This is a genomic window from Nocardia flavorosea NBRC 108225 (genome assembly GCF_001613385.1).
Taxonomy (GTDB): domain Bacteria; phylum Actinomycetota; class Actinomycetes; order Mycobacteriales; family Mycobacteriaceae; genus Nocardia; species Nocardia flavorosea.
Genome location: NZ_BDCG01000023.1, coordinates 66,392 through 91,055, shown reverse-complemented (window position 1 = coordinate 91,055; position 24,664 = coordinate 66,392). Strand labels below are relative to the sequence as shown.

Sequence of the window (24,664 nt, the reverse complement as noted above, 5' to 3'; positions counted from 1 at the left end):
CGAGGATACCGCCGGATCAGCGGTAAGCCGGCGCTGCCGGGTTTGAGACATGTCACGAGTCGGACAGCCGCAAATCCGCGGTCGCGGCCCTGTTCGGCTCTATGGTGAGTTCCCACGTACCGCAAATCCGTCAGTTCCGACCCGATCCCTACGAGAACCAACTCCCCCGTGGAAAGGTGTCGCCGTAGTGCACAATCGCAGAGGTCTGCAATATCTGGTGGCCATCGCCGCAGCAGCAAGTATTTCTCTCACCGGTCTTTTCGGCGCGCCCGCTCATGCCGGCCCCGAAACGGACGCACTCTACAACTCCGCCCAGCGTCATTTCACCGAAGGCGACTCGGATGCCGGTCGCGCCGATCTGCGCGAACTCATCGGCCGCGACCCGGCCGATGCCGAGGCCCTGTCGCTGCAGGCGATCTGGTCTCATTACGCCGGTGATATCCCGGCCATGAACGACGCCATGGGGCGGCTGCGGGTCGTCGACCCGGAGATGGCCGCGGGCACCGACCGTGTCCTGCACGGGATCGGTGCGGGCATCGCCACCCTTCCCAATCCGCTGCCCGCCCTGGTCGGACCGAACACCGGCATCGTGGTGTTCGGTTTCGGTCTGCTGCCCGACGGCACGCCCCGGCCCGAACTCGCCGATCGGCTGCAGGCTGCCTGGTTGCAGGCCATCGCCTCGCCGTTCTCCCCCATCGTGGTGAGCGGGTACAACCCCAGCAACGGGATCACCGAAGCCGAGGCCATGCGTAACTGGCTGGTGGGACGCGGAATTCCGGCGAGCCGGATCCATGTGGAGGACCGGGCCGGCTCCACCGTGCAGAATGCGCTGTTCAGCGCGGAAATCCTGCACGGTCTCGGCGCCACCGGCGCGGTGGCGGTCACCTCGCCGAACCATATCCGGCGTGCGGTGGCCGATCTCTACGTCGCAGGAATTCCGGTGGTGGGTGCTACGACCTCGCTGAACCAGCTGGTCTCCCAATTGCCGCCGCCGAGCAAACAGGCGCAGTACAGCATCTATCTGGACGCGACCCGCACCTTCCAGCTCAGCACCAGTCGCTGATCACCCGGTGGCGACGGCCGCCCGGATCCGGGCGGCCGCCTCCTCCGGAACGATATCGGCGACGAAGGCCCCCATCGCGGCCTCGGACCCGGCCAGATACTTGATCTTGTCCGCTCCGCGGCGGATCGAGGTCAGCTGCAGATGCAGCCGGACGGTATCGCGGCCGGTGTGTACCGGCGCCTGATGCCACGCCGCGATATACGGCGTCGGATCCTCGTACAGCGCATCGATCCCGCGGAGCAGCCGCAGGTAGAGCGTGACCAGTTCGTCGCGCTCCGCGTCGTTCGCCGCCGCGAGATCGGGGATATGCCGATGCGGCAGCAGATGGACCTCGATCGGCCAGCGTGCCGCGAACGGAACGAACGCCGTCCACATCTCACCCGCCAGCACCACCCGGTCGCCGGCGCGTTCGTTCTCCAGGATGCGCTGGAACAGATCGGGTCCGAGCCGGCGCACCGATTCGAGCACCCGCATGGTCCGCGGCGTCACATACGGGTAGGCGTAGATCTGACCGTGCGGATGCGGCAGCGTGACACCGATCGCCTTTCCGCGGTTCTCGAAAACGAAAACCTGCTCGATGCCCGGCAGTTCCGACAGCACGGCGGTGCGGTCGGCCCAGGCCTCGATCACAGTGCGCGCCCGGCTCGGCGTGAGATTGCCGAAGGATCCTTCGTGTTCGGGGCTGAAACAAACCACCTCACAACGTCCGACCGCCACGCGTTCCCGGCCGAACCCGAGGTCGTTGATATCGGCGAGCCCGGCCGGTGCCGCGACCACGCCCGTACCGTCGCCGGGGAGTGCGGGCCCGAAGGACGGCGAACGGTTCTCGAAAACGGCCACATCGTAGAGATCCGGGACCTCCGACGGGTTGTCCGGTGTCTGCGGAGCCAAGGGGTCGCGGTCGGCCGGGGGCAGTACTACGCGGCCCTGCCGAGCGGCGGCGACCGAGATCCACTCGCCGTTCAGCACATCCTGGCGCATGGTGGCGGTCGGTGGCCGGGGTTCCAGCGGCCGGTTGTCGATCCGGCGTTCGGGACCGAGCCGCGTATCGGCATCGTCGTAGTAGATGAGGTCCCGGCCGTCGGCCAGGGTCGCACTGCGCTTCACGATACGGTTCGGCACGCCTTCACGATAACCAGCCGGGCAGGCCCCGGGCCCCCTCTCCGCGACCGGCGGGCCCCCGGCTGTCGTGTGGTGACGACACCCGGCGGGCTGTCCGCCCGCGCCGGATCCATGGGTTGCGGGGCCCGGATGCGGCAGTATGGGGCCGTGGACCAATCGGCGGTATCGGTGGATGTCGTGGCGTTGCGGTTCTGGGCCGCGGACGCCGCGGTCACGTTCGGCATCGCGGCCCGCGGCCACGAACCGTTCACGGGCCGGCTCGCGCTCCCGGGGGTGTTGCTGGGCCGGGGCGAACGCCTGGCCGATGCCGCGGCCCGGGCGGTGCACACCAAGCTCGGCGTCCCGCCCGCCGCCCTCGGGCCGGTCGGACAGCTGGTGACCTTCGACGAACCGAACCGGGATCCGCGCGGACCCACCCTGTCGATCGTCATGTGGGCGGTGACCGGACCGCACGAGGGGCCGGCACAGTGGGTGTCGTTCGACGAGCCACCGGACTTGGCCTTCGACCACAACAGCATCGTGGGTGCCGCGCGCGGTCTGCTCGCGGGCTTGCTGTGGAAAGATCTCCCACTCACCCGCGCACTGCTGGATGCACAATTCCCGGCCACCCGCGCCGTCGATCTCGCCGCCTCACTGATGGGCGCCCGGCCGGACGCGGCCAATCTCAACCGCACCCTGGCCGCGATCCCCGGGCTGGTGAGAACCGGGGAGCGGCGCCGCACCAGGGCTACCGGCCGCCCGGCCGCGGTCTGGGCGTTCCGCGACCCGCCACCGTGACGATCGCGCGCCGCGGCCCAGCAGAAGAGGCCGGTCGAACCGGTGCCCGTTCCGCATGCCGGCCCAGCAACATCCACGTGGCAGGGCAGCACGGTTGTGCCTTGAAGAGGAACCGCCCTCCGCTCCCCACGGTCCTGTCTCTCGTGGCGCGATTCAGCCCGGAGCCGAACGGCTGAGATCCTCCCACTCCTGACGCAACGTTCCCCGGTCGCGCTCCATCTCCTGGACCAGGTCGTAGGACCGGCTGCCGACGATGAGCGCGCGCGGCGGATCCGGCACGTCCACCAGCCGCATGATCGCGGCCGCGGCGGTGGCCGGATCCGGTCCGGCGTCGGACCCCCACATCGCGGCCATCTCCTCCCGGAGGGCCCCGTATTCCGGGAGCGGATCGGTCGCGGTGGTGCCGGCGGTGAACAGCCCGGTGTCGTAACCACCCATCTGCAGGCTGGTGACCTTGATTCCGAACGAGGCCACCTCCATCGCCAGCGCCTGGCCGAACGAGTCCAGCGCCGCTTTACCGGCTCCGTAGAACCCGACGGACGCCATCCCCCCACCGCTTCCCATCGAGCTCACCTGCAGGATCCGGCCGCCGCCCTGTGCCCGCAGCCGGGGCACCACCGCTTGCGAAACCCAGACGGCGCCGAAGAAATTCACGTCGAAATGGGCGCGGATCTGCTCCTCGGTGGCCTCTTCGACCATGCCGTACAACATCGCGCCCGCATTGTTGACCACGATATCGATGCGCCCGAACGCGGCGAAGGCCCGTTCGACCCCGGCGAATACGGCACTGCGATCGGAAACGTCCAGCGAGAACCGGACCAGTGCGCCGGGATGGGCGGCGCTCAGGTCGTCCAGCGGTTCGGTATTGCGGGCCACCGCGACAACCCGGTCGCCCGCAGCCAGTGCCGCTTCCGTGAAAGCCCGGCCCAGGCCGCGCGTAGCACCGGTGATGAACCAGGTTCGTGTGGTTATCACGATATTCACCCTTCTCATACGAGACGGACCGCCTCGGTTCGTGTCATCGAGTATGTCGCCGTGCAACAAGGAAGTCAAACGAACCGTTGCGTCTCGTTGGATTGCTACACTGTGCGCATGACCACCGACCGGACTCCTGACCGCTCACGGCGCAGCGAAAGGTCTCGGCAGGCCATCCTCGCCGCCACCCGGGAGCTGATCGCCGAATCGGGATACGCGAAGGTGTCCATCGAGGCGATCGCGGCCCGGGCCGGTGTCGGGAAACAAACGATCTACCGATGGTGGTCGTCGAAGGGCGCGGTGATCTTCGACTCCTTTCTGGCACTGAGCGAATCCGCCGACGGCGCCGGCATCGAACTACCGGATACCGGTGATCTCGCCGCCGACCTCAAACTCGTCCTGCGCGCCACCGCCGCCGAATTCGCCGACCCCGAATTCGAGCGCCCCATCAGGGCACTCAATTCCGCGCTCATCCACGATCCGGAACTCGCGGCGCGGTACCGCGAAACGCTGGCCCGCCCGGTCGACGAAGCCAAGAAGGCGCGGCTGCGCAGCGCTCAGAAATCAGGTCAGCTCGACCCGGCCGCCGATCTCGACCTCGTATCGGAAATGCTCTACGCGCCCCTTTTCCAGCGGTGGCTGCTGCGCACCGGGCCGCTCACCGACGAGTACGCCGATGCTCTGGTCGACAACACGCTGCGCGCTTTCCGCCCTTGACGCAGGCGCCGTCCGACCGCGGCACGGTTCATAATCCGGTGCGCCGGACCGATACACCCGACAGACTGTGCCCATGCCCGCTTTCGATATCGAGGCCGTCACCAGGGAGCTCCGCGCCGCGGGATGCGTTTTCGCCGAGGACGAGGCACGGCTGCTCGTGCACACCGCCCGATCCACCGCCGAACTGGCCGGACTCGTGGCGCGGCGGGTCGCCGGGAACCCGTTGGAGTACGTCCTGGGCTGGGCCGAATTCAAAGGGCTGCGGGTGGGTGTACGGGCCGGGGTCTTCGTCCCGCGGCGGCGTTCGGCGCTACTGGTGGACGAGGCGCTCGCCCTGGCCCGGGCCGCCCCGCCGCGCACGGTGGTGGATCTGTGCTGCGGTTCGGGCGCTCTGGGGCTGGCCCTGATCAGCGAACTCGCCGATCACCCCGACCCATTACCGGACCTGTACGCCGCCGATATCGACCCGGTGGCGGCCGACTGCGCCCGCCGCAACCTCGCGGGTGTCGGCGGGCGGGTCTTTCGGGGTGATCTGTTCGACGCGCTGCCCGCGCGGCTACGCGGGCGGGTCGATATCGTGCTGGCGAACACTCCGTACGTACCGTCGGAGTCCCTGGCACAGATGCCGCCCGAGGCCCGCGATCACGAACCGGCGTCCGCACTCGACGGCGGTCCGGACGGGCTGGCTCTCGCTCGTCGCGTCGCCGCGTCCGCGTCCTCCTGGCTGGCGCCCGGCGGCGGTCTACTGATAGAGATCGGTACCGCTCAGATCCCCGCCGCCACGGTATTGCTCACGGCCAACGGCTTCGCGGCGCGGATCGCCCGCTCCGCCGAACTCGGCGCGACCGTGGCGATCGGCCTGCCTGCGACCGCTACTTCCGGCCCTTGAACTCGTCCATCGAGTGATACACCCCGACGGTGTTCAGGAACAGATCCCGCAGTTTCAGCGGCAGGACACCGGAGAGGACCTTGTTGAGGCGGGAAGTCCACGGCATGATCACCACGGGGGTGCCTTTCTTCATCTCCGCCCACGCGGTCGCCACCACCTTGTGCTGGTCGAGGATCGGCGTGAACCAGAAACCCGTGGCGCCCTCGAACATGCCCGTATTGATATAGGTCGGGCAGAAGGTGGTGACCTTGACATGGTCGTGCCCGGCCTGGCCCAGTTCGATCCGCACCGAATCCGACCAGCCCAGCGCGGCCCATTTCGATGCGGCGTAGACGCTCATCCGCGGATTGTGCACCAGACCGGCCGAGGAAGCGATGGTGAGCACGCGTGCCTCGGCGGTTCCCACGACCATGGCCGGCAAGAATTCCAGGGTCACATACATCGGCGCCAGCGCGTTGATGGCCATGGTCCGCTCGATATCGTCGCGGTCCTTCGTCTCCCAGAAGTACGAATTCCCCCGCACGATTCCGGCATTGTTCACCAGGACGTCGATATCGCCCACATCCACCCGCACCGATTCGGCGGCGGCCGCAACGGCCTCACGATCGGAGATATCGACGGTACGGGTGTGGATCGCACCGGAGGCCGCGGTGAGTTCGGCCGCGGTCGCGCGCAGGGCGGTCTCGTCGACATCCCAGAGAACCACCGCGGCGGCGCCTTCGCGTACCGCCTGTTCGGCGAACAGTTTGCCCAGGCCCATGGCAGCACCGGTGATCAGCACCTTCTTGCCGGCCACCGTGTCGAGTTTCATCGATTCGGATCCTTTGTCATCGCAGCGAAATCAGGGGTTGCGGACCGTTTCCGGCCGTGCCTATTTCTGGCGCAGAGTTTTCATGACCCGGAAATACAGTGTCATGGTTTTCGCCCACATCGCCTCCGACATCCCCGGCAGTGGCGCGATCGGCAGCATGCGCTGGACCGCGATGGTCTGGGTGTCGACGTACTTCAGCAGGCCCTCGGGACCGTGCCGGCGGCCGGTACCGGAAATTCCCACACCGCCGGACGGTGCGTCCGCGCTCCCCCACGCCGCGATGAAACCCTCGTTCACATTGACCGAGCCGGCGTTGATCCGGGCCGCGAATTCACGTCCCCGGGCCGCACTACGCGACCACACGCTGGCATTGAGACCGTATGGGGTGTCGTTGGCCTGGGTGACCGCCTCGTCGTCACTGGCGACCTTGTACACCGAGACGACGGGGCCGAAGGTCTCTTCCCGGTACACCGTCATTTCGGCGGTGACACCGGTGAGCACGGTGGGTTCGTAGAAGTAGGGGCCGAGGTCGGGCCGGTGCACACCGCCGGCCAGTACGGTGGCCCCCTTGGCCACCGCGTCGTCGACATGAGCGCGGACGGTATCGAGCTGGCGCGGGAAGGTCAGCGAACCCATATCGGTGGTGTAGTCCAGCGGGGATCCCAACTTCAGTGCCTTTACCGCCGTCACGAATTCGCCGACGAACCGCTCGTAGACCGATTCGTGGACATAGATGCGTTCCATCGATTCGCACAACTGCCCGGCCGAGGCGAAACTCGCCCGGACAGCGGTTTTGGCGGCTGCCACCGGATCGGCGTCGGAGAGGACGAGCAGCGGATTCTTCCCGCCCAGTTCGAGTGAACAACCGATCAACCGCTCCCCCGCCTGGCGGCCGATGGTCCGGCCGGTGGCGCTGGAACCGGTGTAGTCGACATAGTCGGCGCGGTCGATCACTTCGCCGCCGATCACCGAGCCGCGGCCGAGCACGATCTGCCACAGCCCCTCGGGCAGGCCGGCCCGGACGGCCGCGTCGACCGCCCACAGCGCGGTGAGCGCGGTCTGGTTGTCCGGGCGGCCCACCACCGCGTTCCCGGCGACCAGAGCCGGCAGTGCATCCGAAACCGCCAGCGCCAGCGGATAGTTCCACGGCGAGATCACCGCGACCACCCCCTTGGGCCGCTGCCGCACCTGCACATCGGTGAGCACCGGCAGCACTCCGCGCGGATTGCGCCGGGCCAGCAGTTTGGCTGCGGTGGCGGCGTAGTACCGGGAATTCACCGCGACATCGCCGACCTCGTCGAAGGCGTGCACGCGGGACTTACCGGTTTCGGTCTGGACGATATCGAGGACGGTGTCCTGTTCGGCCAGCACGAGATCGTGGAAGCGGCGCAGGACCGCGGCACGCTCCCGGACCGGCACCTGCGCCCACTGCCGCTGGGCCGTGCGGGCCCGCTCGAAGGCGGCCTCGATATCGGCGACCGACGATTGCGGCAGTTCGGCGATCGGCTCGCCGGTGACCGGTGCGTGGACCGCGACGGCAGGCGCACCACCGGCCGCGGCCCGGGCGATCAGCCGTTCGACCAGGTCCGGAGTGAGGGCACCGGTGGCGGCGGGACGCTGGGCGGTCGTCATCGTCGGCATTCTCCTGGATCGAGGGAGTGCCGCGATCGGCGATCCGCGGCACGGTGATTATTTGAACAGTGGTGTTAATGTAATGCTCGTGCGGTGCGGAGTGTCAAGAGCCACGGTGCGGACAACAGCCCGGCACCTGCGCCGGCTGTGGGATCTCACAGCCGGACGGGCAGGTACCGCATGAATACCCCGGAACCGAGCCGTGACGGCCAGGCGGGTGTCACCGAATCGCCTCGCCGCCCCGCCGGCGCCCGCCCGGCGCGGCGAGGCCGGCCGCCGCAGACCCGGGCACAGGCCGAACAAGTACGCGCCCGGATCGTCGACGCCACCGGCGAGGTCTTCACCCGCGCCGGTTCCCGTGGCCTGAGCGTGGCGCGGATCATCGACCAGGCAGGTATCTCCCGGCCCACGTTCTACCGGTATTTCGCCAACGCCACCGAACCGCTGCATGTGCTGCTGGAGGTGTCGAACGCGGAACTGGTCGGCGGGATCGCGGCCGCGCTCGAGGCCACCGGTGAGGGCGTGGAACTCGGCATCCGGCTGATCGACGCCTACCTGGACTGGGCCCGCGGACACGGCGCGATGCTGCGGCCGCTGTTCGCCGAACTCCACGATCCGGCCTCACCGGTCTCGGCGTACCGCAATGCCGCGCTCGACGGGATCCGCGACAACGTTCGCGCCGAGTTCACGCAACTGGGTCGCTCGGTGCCGGCACCGCTGGATCTCGATGCCGCCCTGCACGTCTGCGAGTACGTGGTGTACCGGATCTCGGCCGCCTCCGAACCCGGGGGCGAACCCGATCCGGCCACCGTCGCCCAGGCCCGGCTCACCATGATCCGCGTCGTGCTGGCGACACTGGGCAATACCGCCGATTTCCGGTACGCCATGGGACTGCCCGGGTTGTTCCCTGCCGCGCCGGAGGATGTCGGCGGAGCCGCTGCCACCGGTCAGGAAAGTCGATCGGCCTGATCGAGGCTGAGTCCGCTGGCGCGCAGTACATGCCGGTCGATCGCGGCGCGGATGGCGTCCTCGGTTCCCAGGATGCGCACGTGCCGGCGAGCGCGAGTGATGGCGGTATACAGGAGTTCCCGCGTCAGCAGGCTCGATCCGGGCTCCGGCAGGACTATGGTCACCGCATCGTATTGACTGCCCTGGCTGCGGTGGATCGTCATCGCGAACACCGTGACCACGGCGGGGAATCGGGTCGGATGGATCAGCAGCGGTTCCTCGCCCCGCTGCAATGCCACCCGCAGTGAGCCGTCCGGGCGGCTCACGACCACACCGGTATCGCCGTTGTAGATCCGCGCCTCGTGATCATTGGCCGTCACCAGCAGCGGTTGTCCCGGATACCAGGGACCGGACCGGTGATCCGCACTCGCGCCCGCGGCGGCAGCCCATTCGGCCGCCGTCCGATCCCAATGCTCCACCCCGTACGGGCCCCGGCGATGAGCACACAGCAGGCGATGCGATTCGAACGCGGTCAGCGCTGCCGCCGCGTCCCCCGCCGCCGCCGCGGCGGTGACCCGCTGCGCGGTAGCGACGGTATCGGCCCGGACGGCGGCGATATCGTCGGGACCGAGCAGTTCGAGCGTATCCCCGCCGGACCCCAGCAGTTCCAGCGCTGCCTCGGTATCCCCGGCGCGGACGGCCACCGCCAGATCGGCGATCCGGCCGCCGAACCGGCGACCGCGGGTGAGCCGGACGATCCCGCCGCGCAACCGTTCACGCTCGGAGTCGGTGAGCACCTCGGCGGCTTCCGGCGTCCCGGCCTGTGCGGACACACCGGCGAATCCGCGGTCGGCGGCGAGAATCGTCTCGAAGGCCGGATCGGGCTCGCCCGGGAACGGCGCGGCCACCAAGTCCGCGAGCACCGCCCCCGCATCCACCGAGGCGAGCTGATCCGGGTCTCCGGCCAGCACCAGCCGGGTATCCGGGCGTAGCGCGGCGAGCAACCGGCTCATCATGGTCAGCGAAACCATGGAGGTCTCGTCCACCACGACCACGTCGTAGGGCAGGCGATTGTGTTCGTGATAGCGGAACCGGGTACTGCGACCGCGCTGCCAGCCCAGCAGGCGGTGCAATGTCGCCGCGGAGAGTTCCGGGAGGCCGAGGGGCCCGGCCTGATCGCGGACGGCCTCCTGCAATCGGGCCGCCGCCTTACCGGTGGGCGCGGCCAGCGCGATCCGCAGCGGCGCGCCCCCCGGTTCGGCGGCGCGGAGCGCGACGAGCAGCGCGAGGATCCGGGCGATGGTATGCGTTTTCCCGGTGCCGGGTCCGCCGGCGACAACGGTTGTCCACTGGGTGGCGGCCAGAGCCGCGGCGAGGCGCTGCCGGTCCGGGGTATCGCCCGCCGGGCCGAAGAGCAGATCGAGTTCACGGCACACCACGGCCGGGTCGGCGGCCGGATGGCCGGACGCCCGCGCGGTGAGCACCCGGCGGATGGTTTGCTCCTGCCGGTAGTACCGGTCCAAGTAGAGCAGCGGGCCGGCTCCCGGCCGGGCCGGTTCGGTGAGCCGCAACGGCCGTAGCGGACCGGCCGGACCGCCGCGGACGAGCGGGCTGTCACGCACCGCGTCGATCACCGATTGTTCGTCGGGCCAGGGCAATTCGGTGAGGTCGAGCTGATCGGGATGTTCGTCGTCGGTATCGACGCCGATATCCCGCATCCTGGTGAGGTCCAGGCAGACCGACCCCGACCGCACCGCGCGTACCGCCAGCGCCGCCGCGAACAACACCGGTTCGCGATCCTCCCCCGCGAGCCGGCCCAGGCGGGCGGCCACATGTACGTCCGCGGCCGACAGCACTCCGGCCTCGTTGAATTCCCGCAGTATTCCGCGCCCGCGCTGCGCCACCCGGATCGGAATCACGACCCACCTCCGGCGAGCAGCTCGGACAACTCGGTGATCAGGACGGGCGGCGGCGTCCAATCGAAGACTCCCGCACCGTCGGGGGTCTCCGGTCCGATCATGCCGCGGACGAACAGGTAGCGGATACCGCCGAGATGCTCCGCAGGGTCGTAGCCGGGCAGCCGCCAGCGCAGGTACCGGTGCAATGCCACCGAATACAGCAGCGCCTGCAGCGGATAGTGCGACCGGATCATCTCGGCGGCCATCCGGTCACAGGTGTAGTGCGCCACGGTGAGATCGCCGGTGCCCAGCCGGTTCGTCTTGTAGTCGACCACGACGAACCGGCCGTCGGGCGTGCGCAGCACGGCATCGATACTGCCGGTGAGGTATCCACGTAACGGGGTGTCGTCCAGGGCGCCGAGTTCGTCGGCGTAGGTTTGGAAGGGATCGCCGGGGCCCAGCCGGGTCCGCACCAGCGCCGCGATCCGGTGCAGCGTCGCCGATCCCGCGGCGGGTGTGTCCCCGCCCGCGAGGGGCAGTTCGAATTCGAGTTCGCACAATCGGTCCCGGTCGGGGATATCGGCGAGGGCGCCGAAACCGATCGGAGTGCGCAGTACGGCGAGCAGCGCCTCCGCCAGCAGGTCCGGATCGGCCTCCGACAGCATCTCGCCCACCGCTTCGCCGCAGCGGGCACGCACCTCGGCGGCCGGGTCGGCAGCATCGGTGCTCACCCGCTCCAGCACCGCATGCACCAGGGTGCCGAATTCCGCGCCGTAGGGCAGTGCATTCATGAGCGAGGCGGTACCCGGCTCGGGTTCGGCCGGCGGCACCGGGGCTTCCGGTTCGTCGTCCGGGCCCACGGCCTCCTCCGGTTCGGTGCCGGGCACTCTATTGTGCGCCGCGGCGGTGAGCGCCGAGTAGGAGGTCCGCCGCCACTGCTCGTCCAGCTTCCGGTCGAAGCGCGCCACCGCGAGTGCGCCCTCGGCAGCGCCGGCACGCCCGTGGAACACCGGCACCTCCGACCCCGGGTCCGCCGCCGTGACCGAGATGGTCTCCGCCGCGCCGGCGGCCCAGGCCCGGATCCGGTCCACCACCGCCGCGTCCTCGTCGACCGGAGCGCGTGGTTTCGGCTGCGCCGACTCCGGCGTCCGGCCGAACAGCAACCGGTGCAGCGGGGCGACCGCGGTCCCGAACGACGGCGCCCACCAGGCGACCACCTGGCAGCACGCCCGGGTCAGCGCCACATAGCACAGCCGCAGTTCCTCACCCGCCGATTCGCTGTCCGCGCGCTCCTTGCGGGCGTTGTAGCCCGGCGCATCCGGACCGCCGATATCGAGCACCCGTGCCCCGTCCTCGTGCATCAGCAGAGTCGCCGGTTTCGGATCGGCCGAACTGTCCCAGGCGAACGGCAGGTACACGATCGGGAATTCGAGCCCCTTGCTCGCGTGCACGGTGGCCAGTTGCACCGCGGCCAGATCACGGTCCAGCCGCCGGCTGCGCCCGGCCACCGAACCCGAACCGGGTTCACGGATACGGTCGGTGAGCCATCTGGTCAACGCGGTGAGCCCGAAACCCTCGCTCGCCGAGACCTCGTCGAGCAAGTGGGCCAGCTGGCGGATATCGGTCAGCCGGCGCTCACCGTGCTCGACGGCCAGCAACCGCGGCACCAGCCGGGTCGCGGCGGCGAGCTCCTCGAAAACGGCCGCAAAGCCCGCACGGGCGAACAGGCGGGCTGCATCGCGCAGTTCGGCACTGACCCGCCCCACCAGATCCGCGCCGCCGGTATCCATTTCGGTGCTGGTGTACCCGAACAGCGGAGTGAGGGCGGCCAGCCGCACCCGGTCCGCGCGATGCGGCTGTTCGAGCGCGGACAGTACCCACAGCCAATCGGTGGCGCTCGGAGTACCGAAAACACTGCTGCCACTCGTCAGTACGACAGGCACTCCCGCGCGTTCGAGCGCCTCCCGGACGACCTCCAACTGGGTGTGGGTGCGCACGAGCACCGCGATATCGCCGGGCCCCAGTGGGCGCCCCTCCTCCACCGGCCCCTCGCCGGTGGAGCCGTTGTGCGCAGCGAGCCGCCGGCCGGTCGCCTCGGTGAGAATCGTGCCCGACTCCAGCAGCGCGACGATATCGCCCGCCAGATCCGCGGCGACCCGGGCACGCTGCCGGTGAATATTCGGAAAGCCCGACATACCCCGAGGCCCGGCTCCGGTGCGCGGCAGACACCGCAGCCGCAACGCCGTGACCAGTTCGGCGGGGCCCCGCAATCGGGTCCAGGGCTGGGTCGCGCTGACCGTGGGCACCACGATGTCGTCGTGCCCGAGCGCGGCCCCGCCGAGCAGGTGATCGAGCGCCCGCAGCAGGCCGGCGTCGCTGCGGCGGTTGGTGGCGAGTTCGCGCCGGGCGGTCGCATATCCCACCGCGTCGAGATAGCTGAGCACTTCGGCGCCGCGGAACGCATAGATCGCCTGTTTGGGATCACCCACCAGCACCAGCGTGTTGTGACCGTGGAATGCGTGGTACAGGATCTCCCATTGCAGCGGGTCGGTGTCCTGGAACTCGTCCACCAGCACCACCGGATACCGGTCGCGAATGCGGCGGCACGCGCCGGGACCGCGTACCGGGTCGGCGAGGATATCGCGTAGCAGAACCAGCAGGTCATCGAAATCCCGGACGCTCGAAAGCCTTTTGCGTCGTTCGGTCTCCGCACGGACCGCCTCGGCGAAAGCAACCCGCTGCGCCGACACATCATCGGTGTCCGGCGCGAGAACCGCCTGCCGGTCCCGCACCGCGGCGAGCGCGAACCGGTGGGCCTGTTTGATCGTGAACGGCGCGGGCGTGCGCGCATAACGGCTCAGATACAGGTCGTCGATCACCGCGCGGGTGAGGTCGTCGGCCTCCTCCACCAGCCGCACACCGGGGTCGAGATCACCGGCGACACCGAGTTCGGCCAGCATGCGCCGGCAGAAACTGTGCGTGGTGGCGATCACCCCGGCATCGAAATCGGAGAGTGCAGTGCGCAACCGGGCCCGGCGGGCCGCCACCTCGCCGGGTTCGGCGGTCGCCAGATGCCGCACCAACTCATCGGCCGCTGTACGTGCGGCCACCGGATCGGCCAGCGCCGCGGCGACGGCCACGAACCGGTCACGCGTCCGTTCCCGCAGTTCCTGGGTGGCTGCGCGGCTGAAGGTCACCAGCAGTAGCCGTGATATCGGGATCGCCGCCTCGGCGACATAGCGGACCGCCAGGCCGACGATCGCATATGTTTTCCCGGTGCCCGCACTGGCCTCCAGCACAGTGGTGCCGCCCGGCAGCGCATCGCAGAGCGCGAAGGTGTCACCGGCCGCGGATGGCGTGGTGGCGGTGGCTGTCATAGGATCCGCCTGACGTATCCGCTGCGCGTAATTTTCATGGCGCCCCTTGCTGTTCGGCCCGCAACAGAGGCACCCAGAGGCGGCGGGCGATGGATCCGAACCGCGTACTTTCCACGGGCTCACCGTCGGGCGCCGCGGCGGCGGTGAGCCGGCTCAGATCCGGCGCCGGACCCCATACGTAGCGCACATTCCGGTCGGTGTGTTCGGCGAAATCACGTTTCTTGTCCCCGCCGCCGAATTCGCGATCGGCCGCGACCATGGCTTCCTCCGGCGGGAGGCGCCGGAACCGTGCCTCGGCGTAGGCGGCGGTGGTAGCGGTCGGGATCGGCAGGGGTTCGGCCAGGCCCGCATCGCGTAGTGCGACCAATGTCCGCAGCAGACCACTCGCCTCGTCCGCGGCGGGCGCAGTGAGTTCGGCGCGCCAGGCGGGCGTCGGGAACCGGCCACGCCCGGTCACCGCGGCCCGCCACGACCGCTCCTCGGTCGCCGCCAGCGCGAGCACCGAAACCCAGGCCGCCAACCGATGTTTCGGCGCGACCCTGGAGTACGTGCTACGCACCAGCAGATCACCGCGCACCTCGGCGACCGTGCCCGTCAGCCGCCGGCCGCCGCCGAGATCGACGGCGATATCGATATCGCGGGGCGGTTGCGCATAGTCCGGTGCGGCGGCACGGAACAGCGTATCGACCGTACGTTCCACCTGGTCGAGTACTGCACGTCCCAGTTCGGCCGGCGGCAAGGTGCCGCGCCGCCATTCCGCCGCCCGCAGCTCTGCGGGATCGGCTCCGGCCAGCCGCGCGGTCAGCATCCGCTCGCCGAGCGCCCAGGTGTCGAGGCCGCCGAATTCGATCGGCAGCCGATCGGTGATCTCCTCTTCCTGGTCGGGGATCCGCACACCCAGCCGCTGCCACAGGAATCCGCGCACCGGATGTTCCAGGAAGGCGATCAACTCGGCCAAACCGATCTCGGTGGTCTCCGCCGCGGGCAGGATCCGGGTGAAAGGGCCGGCGGCGGGTTCCACGGTACGCACCGTCGCCTGTGCGCCCGCATAGGCAGCGGTGTCGAAGGAGAACGGCGCCGCGGCGGCAAAATTGCGCCGGTCGTGTGGTTGCAGGGGGTGGCGGGTGAGGACCGTGGGCATACCCTCCGGTCCGATATGTGCTCGCACGGTATCGAGTAGCTCCGCAACGGGTACGGCGGGCGGACGGTAGGCACCCGTCACCGGGTCGGCACCGGTATGCAACACCACCAGGGTGTCGCGGGCGGCCATGATCGCATCCAGCAGCAACTGCCGATCCTCCGACCGCGGATCCCGTTCCCCCAGCAGGGGATCGCGCGCGGGAATATCGTCACCGTCGAGGCCGGGGCCACGCGGAAATACCTCGTCGTCCACGCCGAGCAACACCACCACCCGGTGCGGCACCGAGCGCATCGGGGTCATGGTGCAAACCGTCAGCTCGCCCGTGCGGAAATTAGCCCGGGTCGGGGCGGCGGCCAGGCGGCTCTGCAGCAGTTCGGTGATATCGGCGAGCCGCAGTACGGTATCCGCGGCGAAGGCCGTCGCGGCCGCCAGTTCCCGCCGCGCCTCGGTACGTACCCACTCCTGTGACGGGGCGACATCGGTGAGCAGGTCGAGGGCGCGACCCAGGATCGCCGACCATTCCGCGGCCGGTGCGGGCCCCTGGAGGTCGCGCAGGATCGAGGCGAGGCGATCGATGTATTCGGCGAACCGGCCCGCCAGGTCGATATCGTTGCTGTCCACATCATCGAGCGGGAGGACCCGGTCCAGCCAGTCCTGTGAACTCTCGTCGGCGGTGACACCCAGCAGGATCCGGTCCAGCGCGGCGTTGAGGGTGTTCTGTTCGAATTCGCCGAGGCCGAACGCATGCCGCTGCCGGCGGCCGATCCCCCACCGGGCGCCTGCCTCGACGGCCCACTCCCGCATCCGCTCGATATCGTCGTCGTCGAATGCGCATGCCCGGCGTACGGGTTCGCAGGCGGCCAGATCCAGGACCTCGGTGACGGTGACCCGCCCCCGCGCCAGCTCCAGCAGTTGCGCCACCACAGCCAGTAGCGGATTGGTCGCGCCACGCCCACGGTCGGCGAGACGTACCCGTAACCGGTGCCCGGGGTGCGCCACAACATCCGATGCCTCGATACCGGCCGGTGCGGGTTGACCGAACGACGCCCGCACCAGAGGGGCGAAGGATTCGACCTCCGGACACATGATCACGACATCGCGCGGTTCCAGGGTGGGGTCGGCGGCGAACAGTCCGAGCAGGCATTCCCGCAGAACCTCCACCTGCCGCACGGGACCGTGACAGGCGTGGATCTGCACGCTGCGGTCGCCGGTGTGCCGACCGGCGACAGGCGGCCAGTCGTCGTCACGGATATGTGCCTGGAGCGCCTCCAGCAGGGTCGCCGGCGGCTTCGGGCCGTATCGGTCGTCGACAGAACCGGCGGCGGCCACGGCCTTTTCGCCGACAGGCTGATCCGACGCACTCGCCTCGGCGGGCACGGGGCCCGGCACCGCCGGATGGTGGGTATCGGTGCCCGCAGGCGGCAACCGCAGTTGTAGTTCCCGGATATCGCGACTCAGCCCCGCCAGCAGTGGATGCCGCACCGAACGGGCCGAAACATCCTCCACCCGTGCGCTTTCCACAGAAAGCAGCGGGTCGGTGCCGGAGACCGATCCCGGCGCCCGGACCACCGCTGGACCCGCGCCGGGCGCTGAGCGCGAACGCGGCGCCGAGTTCGCCACCTCCGAGACCCCGGCGAACGGTGCGGCGGCCGCGACGATCCCGGAGTCGACCGGCCGGCCCGGAGCCCGGCGGCGCCGGTCCAGCGCGTTCCACAGAGCCGGACTCGGATGCGTCAGCCACAGATGTAGGTCGCGATGTTCGGCCAGGGCGGTGAGTACCGCCAGGTGTCCCGCGGGCAGCCTCGTCGCTCCGAAGAGCGATAGGCGATCGGGCAGGGTGACAGCGCGCGGTTCCGCCCGCAGGCGTGCACACGCGGTGTGCAGCCGCTCCGCCGGGCCGGGGGCGCCGACGGCCGCGCGCAACCGGCGCCACAGGGCGGGTTGCCAGACCAGATCGTCCGGGAGCGGCCGCCCGGTACCGTCGGTATCGGCGCCGTCCGCCCATTCGGTGATCAGGTGGGGACGCTGGATCGCATACCCGTCGAACAGCGTGGCCAGCCGCGCCGCCGTGGCATACCGCCGCCCGAGCCGGTGCTCCGCGGCGGCCGGCCCGGAAGCGGGTGCGGCTTCGGCAGTACCGGCCGGTTCCAGCCCGAGATGGTGCGCCAGTACCACGCACCACGGTTCGTGCACCGCCTCGTCGATCACCCGCAGCAGCGTCCAGACCACCCGGTCGTGGGCCCATGGATCCGCCTGCGCGGCGACGCCGGTGACCTGGGCCAGCACCTCCTCCACCAGCACGGCCGGGGCCGGGAAGCGAATATTGGCCGCGATCCCGTCGCCGGTACCGGGCGCCGCCCCCAGCACACCCGAGAGTTGTTGCGCCAGCCAGCGCTCCACACCTTTGGCGGGTACCGCGACCACTTCCGTGGCGAACGGATCCGGTAGCGGATCGGCGAGGACCGCCGCGAGCGCGCCGGCGAGCGCATCCGCGCGTTCGGCACGGTGGATGTGCAGCGCCATCTCCGCCCTTCCGCTCGGTCCGATCGCCGGTATCCGCCCGCATCTGCACAGCTCGGGCAGCTCTCTCGTCCACCCGTTTATACGCCCCGCCACCGACAGCGCCGGGTCACCCCCCACGACGGCGTAGGACAACCCCCGGACAGGTGGTCATCACCCGAATGTCCCTAGCGCTGAACGCTTCTACCCGATATTCAGTCGTTCCGCACAGTGATTTAGCGCACATGAGTCACCGACACGCGGCCGGATGGCCGGGATCCGGCGGAGGCGCTGTGTCACAGTGCAACCCCGGGAGGAACGGGTTACCGCACGAAAGGCTGGTTCGCGTCGATGAAAGCGCTGGTTGTTCCCCTGATACCGAGAGACGGATTCACCGTCCGCCGCTCCGGGGACCGGTGGGAGCTGGTCAACTCCCGGCATTACGGGCGGACCGTCGTTCTGCATTCGTGGCCCCGTGATCAGCACACCGAGGCATTCGAGCACTGCTACCGCCTCAACGGCCGCCCGGTGGCCGATCTGAAGGCAACGGCCCGGGTCCACTAGCGGATCACGGAAAACGTGCGCGCCGAGCGCCGATGTGACAAGGTGTTCCCTCGTGCGTTACCCCCTGCTCACCGGTGCTGCGCCCCGTATGGCCGCACCCGCCACAGTCCTGGCCGCCGCCGCGATCATGTTCGCCGGTGTGCCCGCGGGCCCGCCCGCGGCCGATGCCGTTCCGCTCGCGCACACCCAGGGTTGCGCGCACGGTTTCGACTGCGATCTCGCCGGCCGTATCGAAACCGTCAACTCGTATCTCGAATCGCGACCGGGTGTCACCGGTTATGTGATCCGCGATCGGGACACCGGCGCGGTCTACGCCAGCCCGCACGCCGAAGATATGGTGTGGACCGCGTCGACGATCAAACTTGCCATCGCGCAGGATCTGCTCAACCGGGCCCGTGTCGGCGCCATCACCCTGCCGCCGGAGGATCGGGGGCTCATCGAGCAGATGATGTCGACCTCCAATGACCAGGCCACCGATATCCTCTGGAACAAGTACGCGGGCCTGGACCGGATGGCTTTCAACAATGCCTTCCGCGCCAACGGGATGACCAGCCTGGCGCCGCAGCCCTCGCCCAATCCCGGGCCGCACTGGGCATTCCAGAAGACCACCGCGGCCGATCTCGACCGGCTCATGTCCAATGTGCTGGACCGGATGCATCCCGACGACCGCGCCTACCTGCTGGACCTCATGCGCCGCGTCGATTCCAATCAGCACTGGGGTGTCTGGGGCGCCGGCTCCGCAATGCGGCCAGGCCTGAAGAACGGCTGGTCCGAGGAGCAGGGCGGCTGGGTGGTGAACTCGGTCGGTTTCGCCGGGCCGGGTGAGCGCTACACCCTGGCCATCATGACGGCGATGAACGGTGAAGGCGGCTACCAGGTCGGCGCCGAAACCGATACCACGGTCGCCGAATACTTGCTGTCCGGCCGCTGAACCATCGGCCCGAACCGTATCCGGGAGCGCCCGGCACCGGTCCCTGACGAAAACGGGGAGCCGGCGCCGGGCGCCCCCGGTGTCTCAGGTGAGACGCCGCAACCGCATCGGGGCGTCGTCGCGCGGGAACGGGATCGTGGTGAAACCCCAGGGCATGCGATAGTTCTCCGGGAAGCTCCACGCGTAGTCGCGGACCAGGGCGGAGATGATCGTCTTCACCTCGAACGTGCCGAAATGCATACCGATGCACTTATGCGAACCCGCACCGAACGGCATCCAGGCGAGCCGATGGGATTTGTCCTCCCGGCGCTCGTCGGAGAACCGCAGCGGATCGAAAACCTCTGGATCGGTCCACAATTCGGTGAGCAGATGGTTGACCTGATAGCCGAGGTCGACGGGGGTTCCGGCGGGAATGTAGTGCCCGCAGATCTCGGTATCGCGGACCGCGCGCCGCACCATTCCGGGCACCGGAGGCATCAGCCGCAGGCTTTCCTTCACCACCAGGTCCAGAGTGCGCAGGCTGTCCAGATCGGCGATGGCCGGCGAATCGTTCGTCAGATCCAGCGCCAGGACCTCGTCGCGCACCTTCTGCTGCCACTGCGGGTGTTTGCCCAGGTAGTAGGCAACCGCGGTGGCGGTGGTGGTCGTGGTGTCGTGCGCGGCCATGATCAGGAAGATCATATGGTTCACCACATCGTCGTCGCTGAAGACCGAACCGTCCTCGGCGCGTGCGTGGCATAGACCGGAGAAGAAGTCCGGGGCATCGCTGCGCCGCTTCTGCGGCAGCATCCCGCGGAAGTACTCCTCGAGCACCTTGCGGCCGCGTAACCCGGCCCGCCATTTGCCGCCGGGCACATTGTGCCGGACCAGTGCCAGCCCGGCATGCGTACAGGCCACGAACGCGTCGGTCAGTTTCCTGCGCTCTTCGCCCACCTCGAGCGCCATGAACGTTTCGCCGGCGATATCCAGCGCCAGTTCTTTGATGGCGGGAAACAGCTGTACGGTCCGGCTCGCCCCCGCGCCCTCGGGCACCCAGCGGCCGATGGCCGACCGGACGGCCGGCGTCAGTTCGGCCAGATGCGCCTCCAGGCGCTCCCGGGTGAATGCCTGCTGCATGATGCGCCGGTGGAACATATGCTCGTCGAATTCGAGCAGTAGCAGACCGCGCCGGAAGAACGGGCCGATGAAATAGTCCCAGCCCTGCCCGAAATCGCGGCGTCGCCGGCCGACCACTTCGTCGAGCGCGTCCGGCCCCGCGGCGAACACCCGGTCCATACCCATCGAACTGTTGAGGGTGACCGGGCCGAACCGGCGGTACCGATCCAGCATCTCGGCCGGACCCCAGCGCATGTAATGGAAGGTGCGCCCCAGATAGGGTAGGCCCCCGTCGCCGCGTACCGCGACGGTATGGTGCCGGTCCGGCGGGCTGGCCAGGGTTCGCGGCCGCTCGGGGACCTGCAACAGCAGCCGGTCGAGTGCGCGGCGCCGCGGGATTTCGATGAGCGCCGAATTCTCGGTATCGGTGCGCGCCCGCGACGCTCGCGTGGCGGCACGGTCGACGGTGACCATGGTGGAACCTCCTGAGAGATAGCACCCATCCTATTCTCTTTGTTGCAACAGACCGGGCGATTTCGACCGAATCGGTACCTACTCGCCTACCTCGAGACCGTCACGCGATCGCTATCGTGGTGAGTTGCCACACCACCACGAGTGAACAACAGCGTCGGACTGTGTCCTCGACGGGTACTGCAACTACCGTGTGCGTTGTCGGACATGATCATCACGGGCAGCACCGGCCCACCGCTGGCGAGGAGCGACCATGAGCACGCAACCTGTTGGGAACGGCCGGCACCGCGTCGTGGTGATCGGATCCGGGTTCGGCGGACTGTTCGGGACCAAACACCTCGCGCGAGCCGACGTCGACGTCACCCTCATCTCCAAGAGCACGACCCACCTTTTCCAGCCCCTGCTCTACCAGGTGGCCACCGGAATCCTGTCCGTCGGCGAGATCGCGCCCGCGACCCGGCTGGTGCTCCGGAAACAGAAGAACGCCCAGGTCCTGTTGGGCGAGGTCACCGATATCGACCTGACAGAGCGCACCGTCACCTCGGTACTACTCGGCGAGTCGACCGTAACTCCCTACGACAGCCTCATCGTCGCGACCGGCGCACAGCAGTCGTATTTCGGCAACGACCAGTTCGCCACCTTCGCGCCCGGTATGAAGACCATCGACGACGCCCTCGAACTACGCGGCCGCATTCTGGGCTCCTTCGAACAGGCCGAGGTCGCGCGGACGCAGGAGGAGCGCGACAGGTTGCTCACCTTCGTGGTGGTGGGCGCCGGCCCCACCGGGGTCGAACTGGCGGGCCAGATCGCCGAACTGTCCGACCGCACCCTCGAGGGAACCTTCCACAACATCGACCCGCGTGACGCCCGGGTGATCCTGGTCGAAGGTGCGGGCGCAGTACTCGGCCCCATGGGGCCGAAACTGGGCGGCAAGGCGCAACGCCGGCTCGAATCCATGGGTGTGGAGATCCAGTTGAACGCCCTGGTGACCGATGTCGACGCGCACGGCGTGACAGTGAAGGACGAGGACGGCACCACCCGGCGGATCGAATCCGCCTGCAAGGTGTGGTCCGCGGGAGTGCAGGCCAGCCCGCTGGGCAAGATGCTGGCCGACCGTTCGGACGGTACCGAAGTGGACCGCGCGGGCCGGGTGGTGGTGGAACCCGATCTCACCATCAAGGGACACCCCAACGTCTTCGTGGTCGGCGACCTGATGTCGGTACCCGATGTCCCCGGACAGGCCCAGGGCGCGATCCAGGGGGCCACCTACGCCGCCAAGCAGATCAAGGCCGAGGTGGCGGGTAAGCAGACTCCGGCGGACCGGCGGCAGTTCAAATATTTCAACAAGGGCAGCATGGCGACCATCTCGCGGTTCAGCGCGGTCTGCCAGGTGGGGAAGCTGGAATTCGGCGGTTTCATCGCGTGGCTGGCCTGGCTGGCGCTGCACCTGTACTACCTCGTCGGCTACCGGAGCCGGATCATCACGATCATCCAATGGTTCGTGACCTTCCTCGGCCGTGGGCGCGGCCAGATGGCGGCCACCGAACAGTGGATCTTCGCGCGTCTCGCATTGGAGGCGGTGTACGGCAACAGCGAAGAGGGCGAGGAAATCGTGCGCGGGGCGGCGGGGCGGCGACCGCCCGGCTCCTCGCAGGCCAACCCCGCCGGCAACGGGGTCGCCGATCCGGCCGGGAAAACCGGGGGCGATCGTAAAGTCGGCTGACCGGCCGACATCCCAGGCGCAGACCCTCTCCGGAGCTAATATCGGGCAAACCGATAATTTCCGGAGAAAGGCGACCATGGGTAAGCACAGAGCTCCCGGTGTCACCCGGCGCGCTACCGGATCGGTGGTCGCGGCGGGCGCGGTTCCGCTCATCGCGACACTGATCGGCGCCGGTACAGCCAATGCCGAAACACTCCCCGCTCCACCCCCGATCCCGGCACTCCCCGCACTCCCGGCGGGCATCTTCCCACCGGCTTTCGAACCGGCCGCGGATACCGCAGCAACTCCCGGCACACCCGCACCCGGCACCGGGGCACCCGCTGCGGCGGTCACGAATCTTTCCACCACACCCGCCGGGGCGATGCCTGCCGCACCGGCAACACCCACCCTCCCCGCACCGATCGCGGACCTGTTCCCCACACCGGCAGCCCCGGGCCCGATCGACGCGCCGCCCGACCCGGCACCCGCAGCCCACGCCACATCTACCGCCCCGGCGCATACCCCGTCGGCGGCCTCCGCCGTCCCTGCACCGATCGCAGACCTGTTCACCGCACCGGCGACCTCCGTCTCCGTGGAAGCACCGGCCGGCCCCGCCCATTCCGTAACGCCCGCGGTACCTATCCCCGGTCCACTCGCCACGTCCGCCGACCCGGCGCCCGGCCCGCTCGCCACACTCGGCGCCTTGGTGCCGGGCCCGGCGGGGGCAGCACCCCTTATCCCGACACCGATCGCGGACCTGTTCACCGAACCGGCCCACCCCGCACCGGCGCCGACCGCTCAACCGCCGGCAGCACCCCCCGTACCGGACCCCGTCGCGGCGGTAACCACTACGGTCCAGGATGCTGTCCAGTCGGTGACCGAGGCAGTCAGCGCGGCGGTGGCGCCGCTGACTCGGCCTGTCCCCGCGATCGCACCGTCGGCCGCGTTCGCCGATCCGGGCGCGGCACTGCGGTCCGCACCTGCCTATCACACGCCCCAAGGTTCCCTCCTCGCGGCGCAGCCGGGCATCCCCGGGACGCCGGTCGACGCACCGCCGGGCACACTGCGGATCGGCAGCTTCGTGATCGCCGTCCCGTTCGACGCCGGCCCGGTCAACCAGGGTGCCGCGCAGGCCGAGGGCCAGGTGTCGAACTACCTCGATTCGATGGGTGTGGAGTCCACCCGGTCGGACCGGCTCGCCGCCCAGACCCTGGGTAACGCCGTCATCGGCGCGGCCATCGGCAACGCCGTCGCCGCGCCGGTCGCCATTCCGTTCGGAATGCTCGGCGCCGCCCTGGGTTTCGTGGCGGGTATCCCGTTCCTCCCGACCGGCCTCGTCGCCGGGCCCGTTCTCGGCGCCGCGGTCGGGTACGGCGTCGTCGCGGTGCCCGCCATGATCGCCGGAGCCGCACTCGGGGCGGCGTACGGCGTCACCGACGGTTTCACCACACCGCTGCTCGGCGCAACCCAGCCGTGAGTCCGGTATCCGGCCCGAGCCCGGCAGCCGGATACCGGACTGCACGGACTGCACGGACTGCACGGACTGCACGGACTGCACGGACTCGGGAATAGCCGCTTCCTCCTTGTGGATGCCCCGTGTCGGTGCCCACCCATCCATCGTCGACACCCCCATACAGCTCTCCATCAGCTTGTTTCGGTTCGGCCGGCAATGCCGCCATGGTCAGGCGCGCACTCGGTCGGCAGTCGACTGTGCGTCCTGCCGCCGGGTGCCGGCAATGGAGCGGGCTCCACGTCCGCACCTGGACCGACGGCACCGGGGCACCGCGCGAATCGATGCCGATCGTGGGCGCCGGCACCGGGCACGGCTTCCGCCCACGCCGGTATCTCGGGTCCGGGCCCCCCGCGGCCCGGACGCCGGTTCCCGCGTTGCCGTTCGCCGGGCACCGCGACGAGCCGGTACCGCACGGGTCGGGTCCGCGCACCCATCGGTCGTTCCGAACACCGGTGAGCAACCCGCCGAACCCCGCCCCGGCATCCCGGGCGCCGAGCCGCCACGGCCGGGACGGCGGTTCCGGTTGCTGTTCGCCTGAC

At 69.3% G+C, this 24,664-nt stretch carries 17 protein-coding genes; 9 read left to right on the top strand and 8 right to left on the bottom strand.

Going from position 1 to position 24,664, the window contains the following annotated elements:
- Positions 1-187: 187 nt before the first annotated feature.
- Positions 188-1,063 (top strand): YdcF family protein, encoded by an 876-nt coding sequence (locus tag NFL01S_RS29725; protein WP_245670950.1) that lies wholly within the window; start codon positions 188-190, stop codon positions 1,061-1,063.
- On the opposite strand, the gene galT is transcribed toward NFL01S_RS29725, so the two are convergent.
- The gene (gene galT, locus NFL01S_RS29720; RefSeq protein WP_062979631.1) at positions 1,064-2,185 is read right to left on the bottom strand and encodes a galactose-1-phosphate uridylyltransferase; all 1,122 of its coding nucleotides are present in this window, start codon (positions 2,183-2,185) and stop codon (positions 1,064-1,066) included.
- A gap of 147 nt (positions 2,186-2,332) precedes the next feature.
- Here galT and NFL01S_RS29715 point away from each other — a divergent pair, with 147 nt between their 5' ends.
- Positions 2,333-2,962 (top strand): NUDIX hydrolase, encoded by a 630-nt coding sequence (locus NFL01S_RS29715; protein ID WP_084493385.1) that lies wholly within the window; start codon positions 2,333-2,335, stop codon positions 2,960-2,962.
- A gap of 153 nt (positions 2,963-3,115) precedes the next feature.
- Here the strand turns inward: NFL01S_RS29715 and NFL01S_RS29710 are convergent, their stop codons facing one another.
- Positions 3,116-3,937 carry an SDR family NAD(P)-dependent oxidoreductase gene (locus tag NFL01S_RS29710; RefSeq protein WP_218019641.1) on the bottom strand — a complete coding sequence of 274 codons (822 nt, stop codon included), beginning with the start codon at positions 3,935-3,937 and terminating at the stop codon, positions 3,116-3,118.
- Between the two features lie 117 nt (positions 3,938-4,054).
- On the opposite strand from NFL01S_RS29710, the gene NFL01S_RS29705 reads away from it, so the two are divergent.
- Together NFL01S_RS29705 and NFL01S_RS29700 are read left to right on the top strand one after the other, a co-directional pair.
- A complete protein-coding gene (locus NFL01S_RS29705; RefSeq protein WP_062979629.1) occupies positions 4,055-4,654 on the top strand; it encodes a TetR/AcrR family transcriptional regulator in 600 nt (199 codons plus the stop codon).
- Positions 4,655-4,727: 73 nt separating this feature from the next.
- Positions 4,728-5,543: a putative protein N(5)-glutamine methyltransferase gene (locus NFL01S_RS29700; protein ID WP_062979628.1), complete on the top strand. Its 816-nt coding sequence runs from the start codon at positions 4,728-4,730 to the stop codon at positions 5,541-5,543.
- Here NFL01S_RS29700 and NFL01S_RS29695 read toward each other — a convergent pair.
- Both NFL01S_RS29695 and NFL01S_RS29690 read right to left on the bottom strand, forming a co-directional pair.
- Complete coding sequence (locus tag NFL01S_RS29695) at positions 5,527-6,354, bottom strand: SDR family NAD(P)-dependent oxidoreductase (RefSeq protein WP_062979627.1); 828 nt, start codon at positions 6,352-6,354, stop codon at positions 5,527-5,529. The two genes, NFL01S_RS29700 and NFL01S_RS29695, sit on opposite strands and share 17 nt — an antisense overlap.
- A gap of 60 nt (positions 6,355-6,414) precedes the next feature.
- Positions 6,415-7,986 (bottom strand): succinic semialdehyde dehydrogenase, encoded by a 1,572-nt coding sequence (locus tag NFL01S_RS29690; protein ID WP_062979726.1) that lies wholly within the window; start codon positions 7,984-7,986, stop codon positions 6,415-6,417.
- A gap of 180 nt (positions 7,987-8,166) precedes the next feature.
- On the opposite strand from NFL01S_RS29690, the gene NFL01S_RS29685 reads away from it, so the two are divergent.
- Positions 8,167-8,955, top strand: a complete 789-nt coding sequence (locus tag NFL01S_RS29685) for a TetR/AcrR family transcriptional regulator (protein ID WP_084493370.1) — start codon at positions 8,167-8,169, stop codon at positions 8,953-8,955.
- Here the strand turns inward: NFL01S_RS29685 and recD are convergent.
- Genes recD through recC form a run of 3 tightly spaced genes read right to left on the bottom strand, consistent with a single transcriptional unit; the run spans position 8,934 to position 17,873 of the window.
- Positions 8,934-10,853, bottom strand: coding sequence for an exodeoxyribonuclease V subunit alpha (recD, locus tag NFL01S_RS29680; RefSeq protein WP_062979626.1), 1,920 nt, complete (start codon positions 10,851-10,853; stop codon positions 8,934-8,936). The two genes, NFL01S_RS29685 and recD, sit on opposite strands and share 22 nt — an antisense overlap.
- Positions 10,850-14,209, bottom strand: coding sequence for a UvrD-helicase domain-containing protein (locus NFL01S_RS29675; RefSeq protein ID WP_062979625.1), 3,360 nt, complete (start codon positions 14,207-14,209; stop codon positions 10,850-10,852). The genes recD and NFL01S_RS29675 overlap by 4 nt, the downstream gene beginning before the upstream one ends.
- A 34-nt stretch (positions 14,210-14,243) precedes the next feature.
- Positions 14,244-17,873, bottom strand: coding sequence for an exodeoxyribonuclease V subunit gamma (gene recC / locus NFL01S_RS29670; RefSeq protein ID WP_062979624.1), 3,630 nt, complete (start codon positions 17,871-17,873; stop codon positions 14,244-14,246).
- A 327-nt stretch (positions 17,874-18,200) separates the two neighbouring features.
- On the opposite strand from recC, the gene NFL01S_RS29665 reads away from it, so the two are divergent.
- Positions 18,201-18,413 carry a hypothetical protein gene (locus NFL01S_RS29665; protein WP_062979623.1) on the top strand — a complete coding sequence of 71 codons (213 nt, stop codon included), beginning with the start codon at positions 18,201-18,203 and terminating at the stop codon, positions 18,411-18,413.
- An 88-nt stretch (positions 18,414-18,501) separates the two neighbouring features.
- Positions 18,502-19,344, top strand: a complete 843-nt coding sequence (locus NFL01S_RS29660) for a serine hydrolase (RefSeq protein WP_062979622.1) — start codon at positions 18,502-18,504, stop codon at positions 19,342-19,344.
- 84 nt (positions 19,345-19,428) lie between these two features.
- Here NFL01S_RS29660 and NFL01S_RS29655 read toward each other — a convergent pair whose 3' ends face one another.
- Positions 19,429-20,913 (bottom strand): cytochrome P450, encoded by a 1,485-nt coding sequence (locus NFL01S_RS29655; protein ID WP_062979621.1) that lies wholly within the window; start codon positions 20,911-20,913, stop codon positions 19,429-19,431.
- A gap of 250 nt (positions 20,914-21,163) precedes the next feature.
- Here NFL01S_RS29655 and NFL01S_RS29650 point away from each other — a divergent pair, with 250 nt between their 5' ends.
- Positions 21,164-22,633, top strand: a complete 1,470-nt coding sequence (locus NFL01S_RS29650; protein WP_062979620.1) for an NAD(P)/FAD-dependent oxidoreductase — start codon at positions 21,164-21,166, stop codon at positions 22,631-22,633.
- A 76-nt stretch (positions 22,634-22,709) separates the two neighbouring features.
- Positions 22,710-24,089 (top strand): hypothetical protein, encoded by a 1,380-nt coding sequence (locus NFL01S_RS29645; protein WP_062979619.1) that lies wholly within the window; start codon positions 22,710-22,712, stop codon positions 24,087-24,089.
- Positions 24,090-24,664 lie beyond the last annotated feature (575 nt).

What these genes read in the sequence shown, in the direction of transcription:
- NFL01S_RS29665 (WP_062979623.1), top strand. Translation starts at nt 18,201, where the DNA reads ATGAAAGCGCTGGTTGTTCCCCTGATACCGAGAGACGGATTCACCGTC.
- NFL01S_RS29705 (WP_062979629.1), top strand. Translation starts at nt 4,055, where the DNA reads ATGACCACCGACCGGACTCCTGACCGCTCACGGCGCAGCGAAAGGTCT.
- NFL01S_RS29655 (WP_062979621.1), bottom strand. Translation starts at nt 20,913, where the DNA reads ATGGTCACCGTCGACCGTGCCGCCACGCGAGCGTCGCGGGCGCGCACC.
- NFL01S_RS29675 (WP_062979625.1), bottom strand. Translation starts at nt 14,209, where the DNA reads ATGACAGCCACCGCCACCACGCCATCCGCGGCCGGTGACACCTTCGCG.
- NFL01S_RS29690 (WP_062979726.1), bottom strand. Translation starts at nt 7,986, where the DNA reads ATGACGACCGCCCAGCGTCCCGCCGCCACCGGTGCCCTCACTCCGGAC.
- recC (WP_062979624.1), bottom strand. Translation starts at nt 17,873, where the DNA reads ATGGCGCTGCACATCCACCGTGCCGAACGCGCGGATGCGCTCGCCGGC.
- NFL01S_RS29645 (WP_062979619.1), top strand. Translation starts at nt 22,710, where the DNA reads ATGGGTAAGCACAGAGCTCCCGGTGTCACCCGGCGCGCTACCGGATCG.
- NFL01S_RS29685 (WP_084493370.1), top strand. Translation starts at nt 8,167, where the DNA reads ATGAATACCCCGGAACCGAGCCGTGACGGCCAGGCGGGTGTCACCGAA.
- NFL01S_RS29695 (WP_062979627.1), bottom strand. Translation starts at nt 6,354, where the DNA reads ATGAAACTCGACACGGTGGCCGGCAAGAAGGTGCTGATCACCGGTGCT.
- NFL01S_RS29650 (WP_062979620.1), top strand. Translation starts at nt 21,164, where the DNA reads ATGAGCACGCAACCTGTTGGGAACGGCCGGCACCGCGTCGTGGTGATC.
- NFL01S_RS29700 (WP_062979628.1), top strand. Translation starts at nt 4,728, where the DNA reads ATGCCCGCTTTCGATATCGAGGCCGTCACCAGGGAGCTCCGCGCCGCG.
- NFL01S_RS29660 (WP_062979622.1), top strand. Translation starts at nt 18,502, where the DNA reads ATGGCCGCACCCGCCACAGTCCTGGCCGCCGCCGCGATCATGTTCGCC.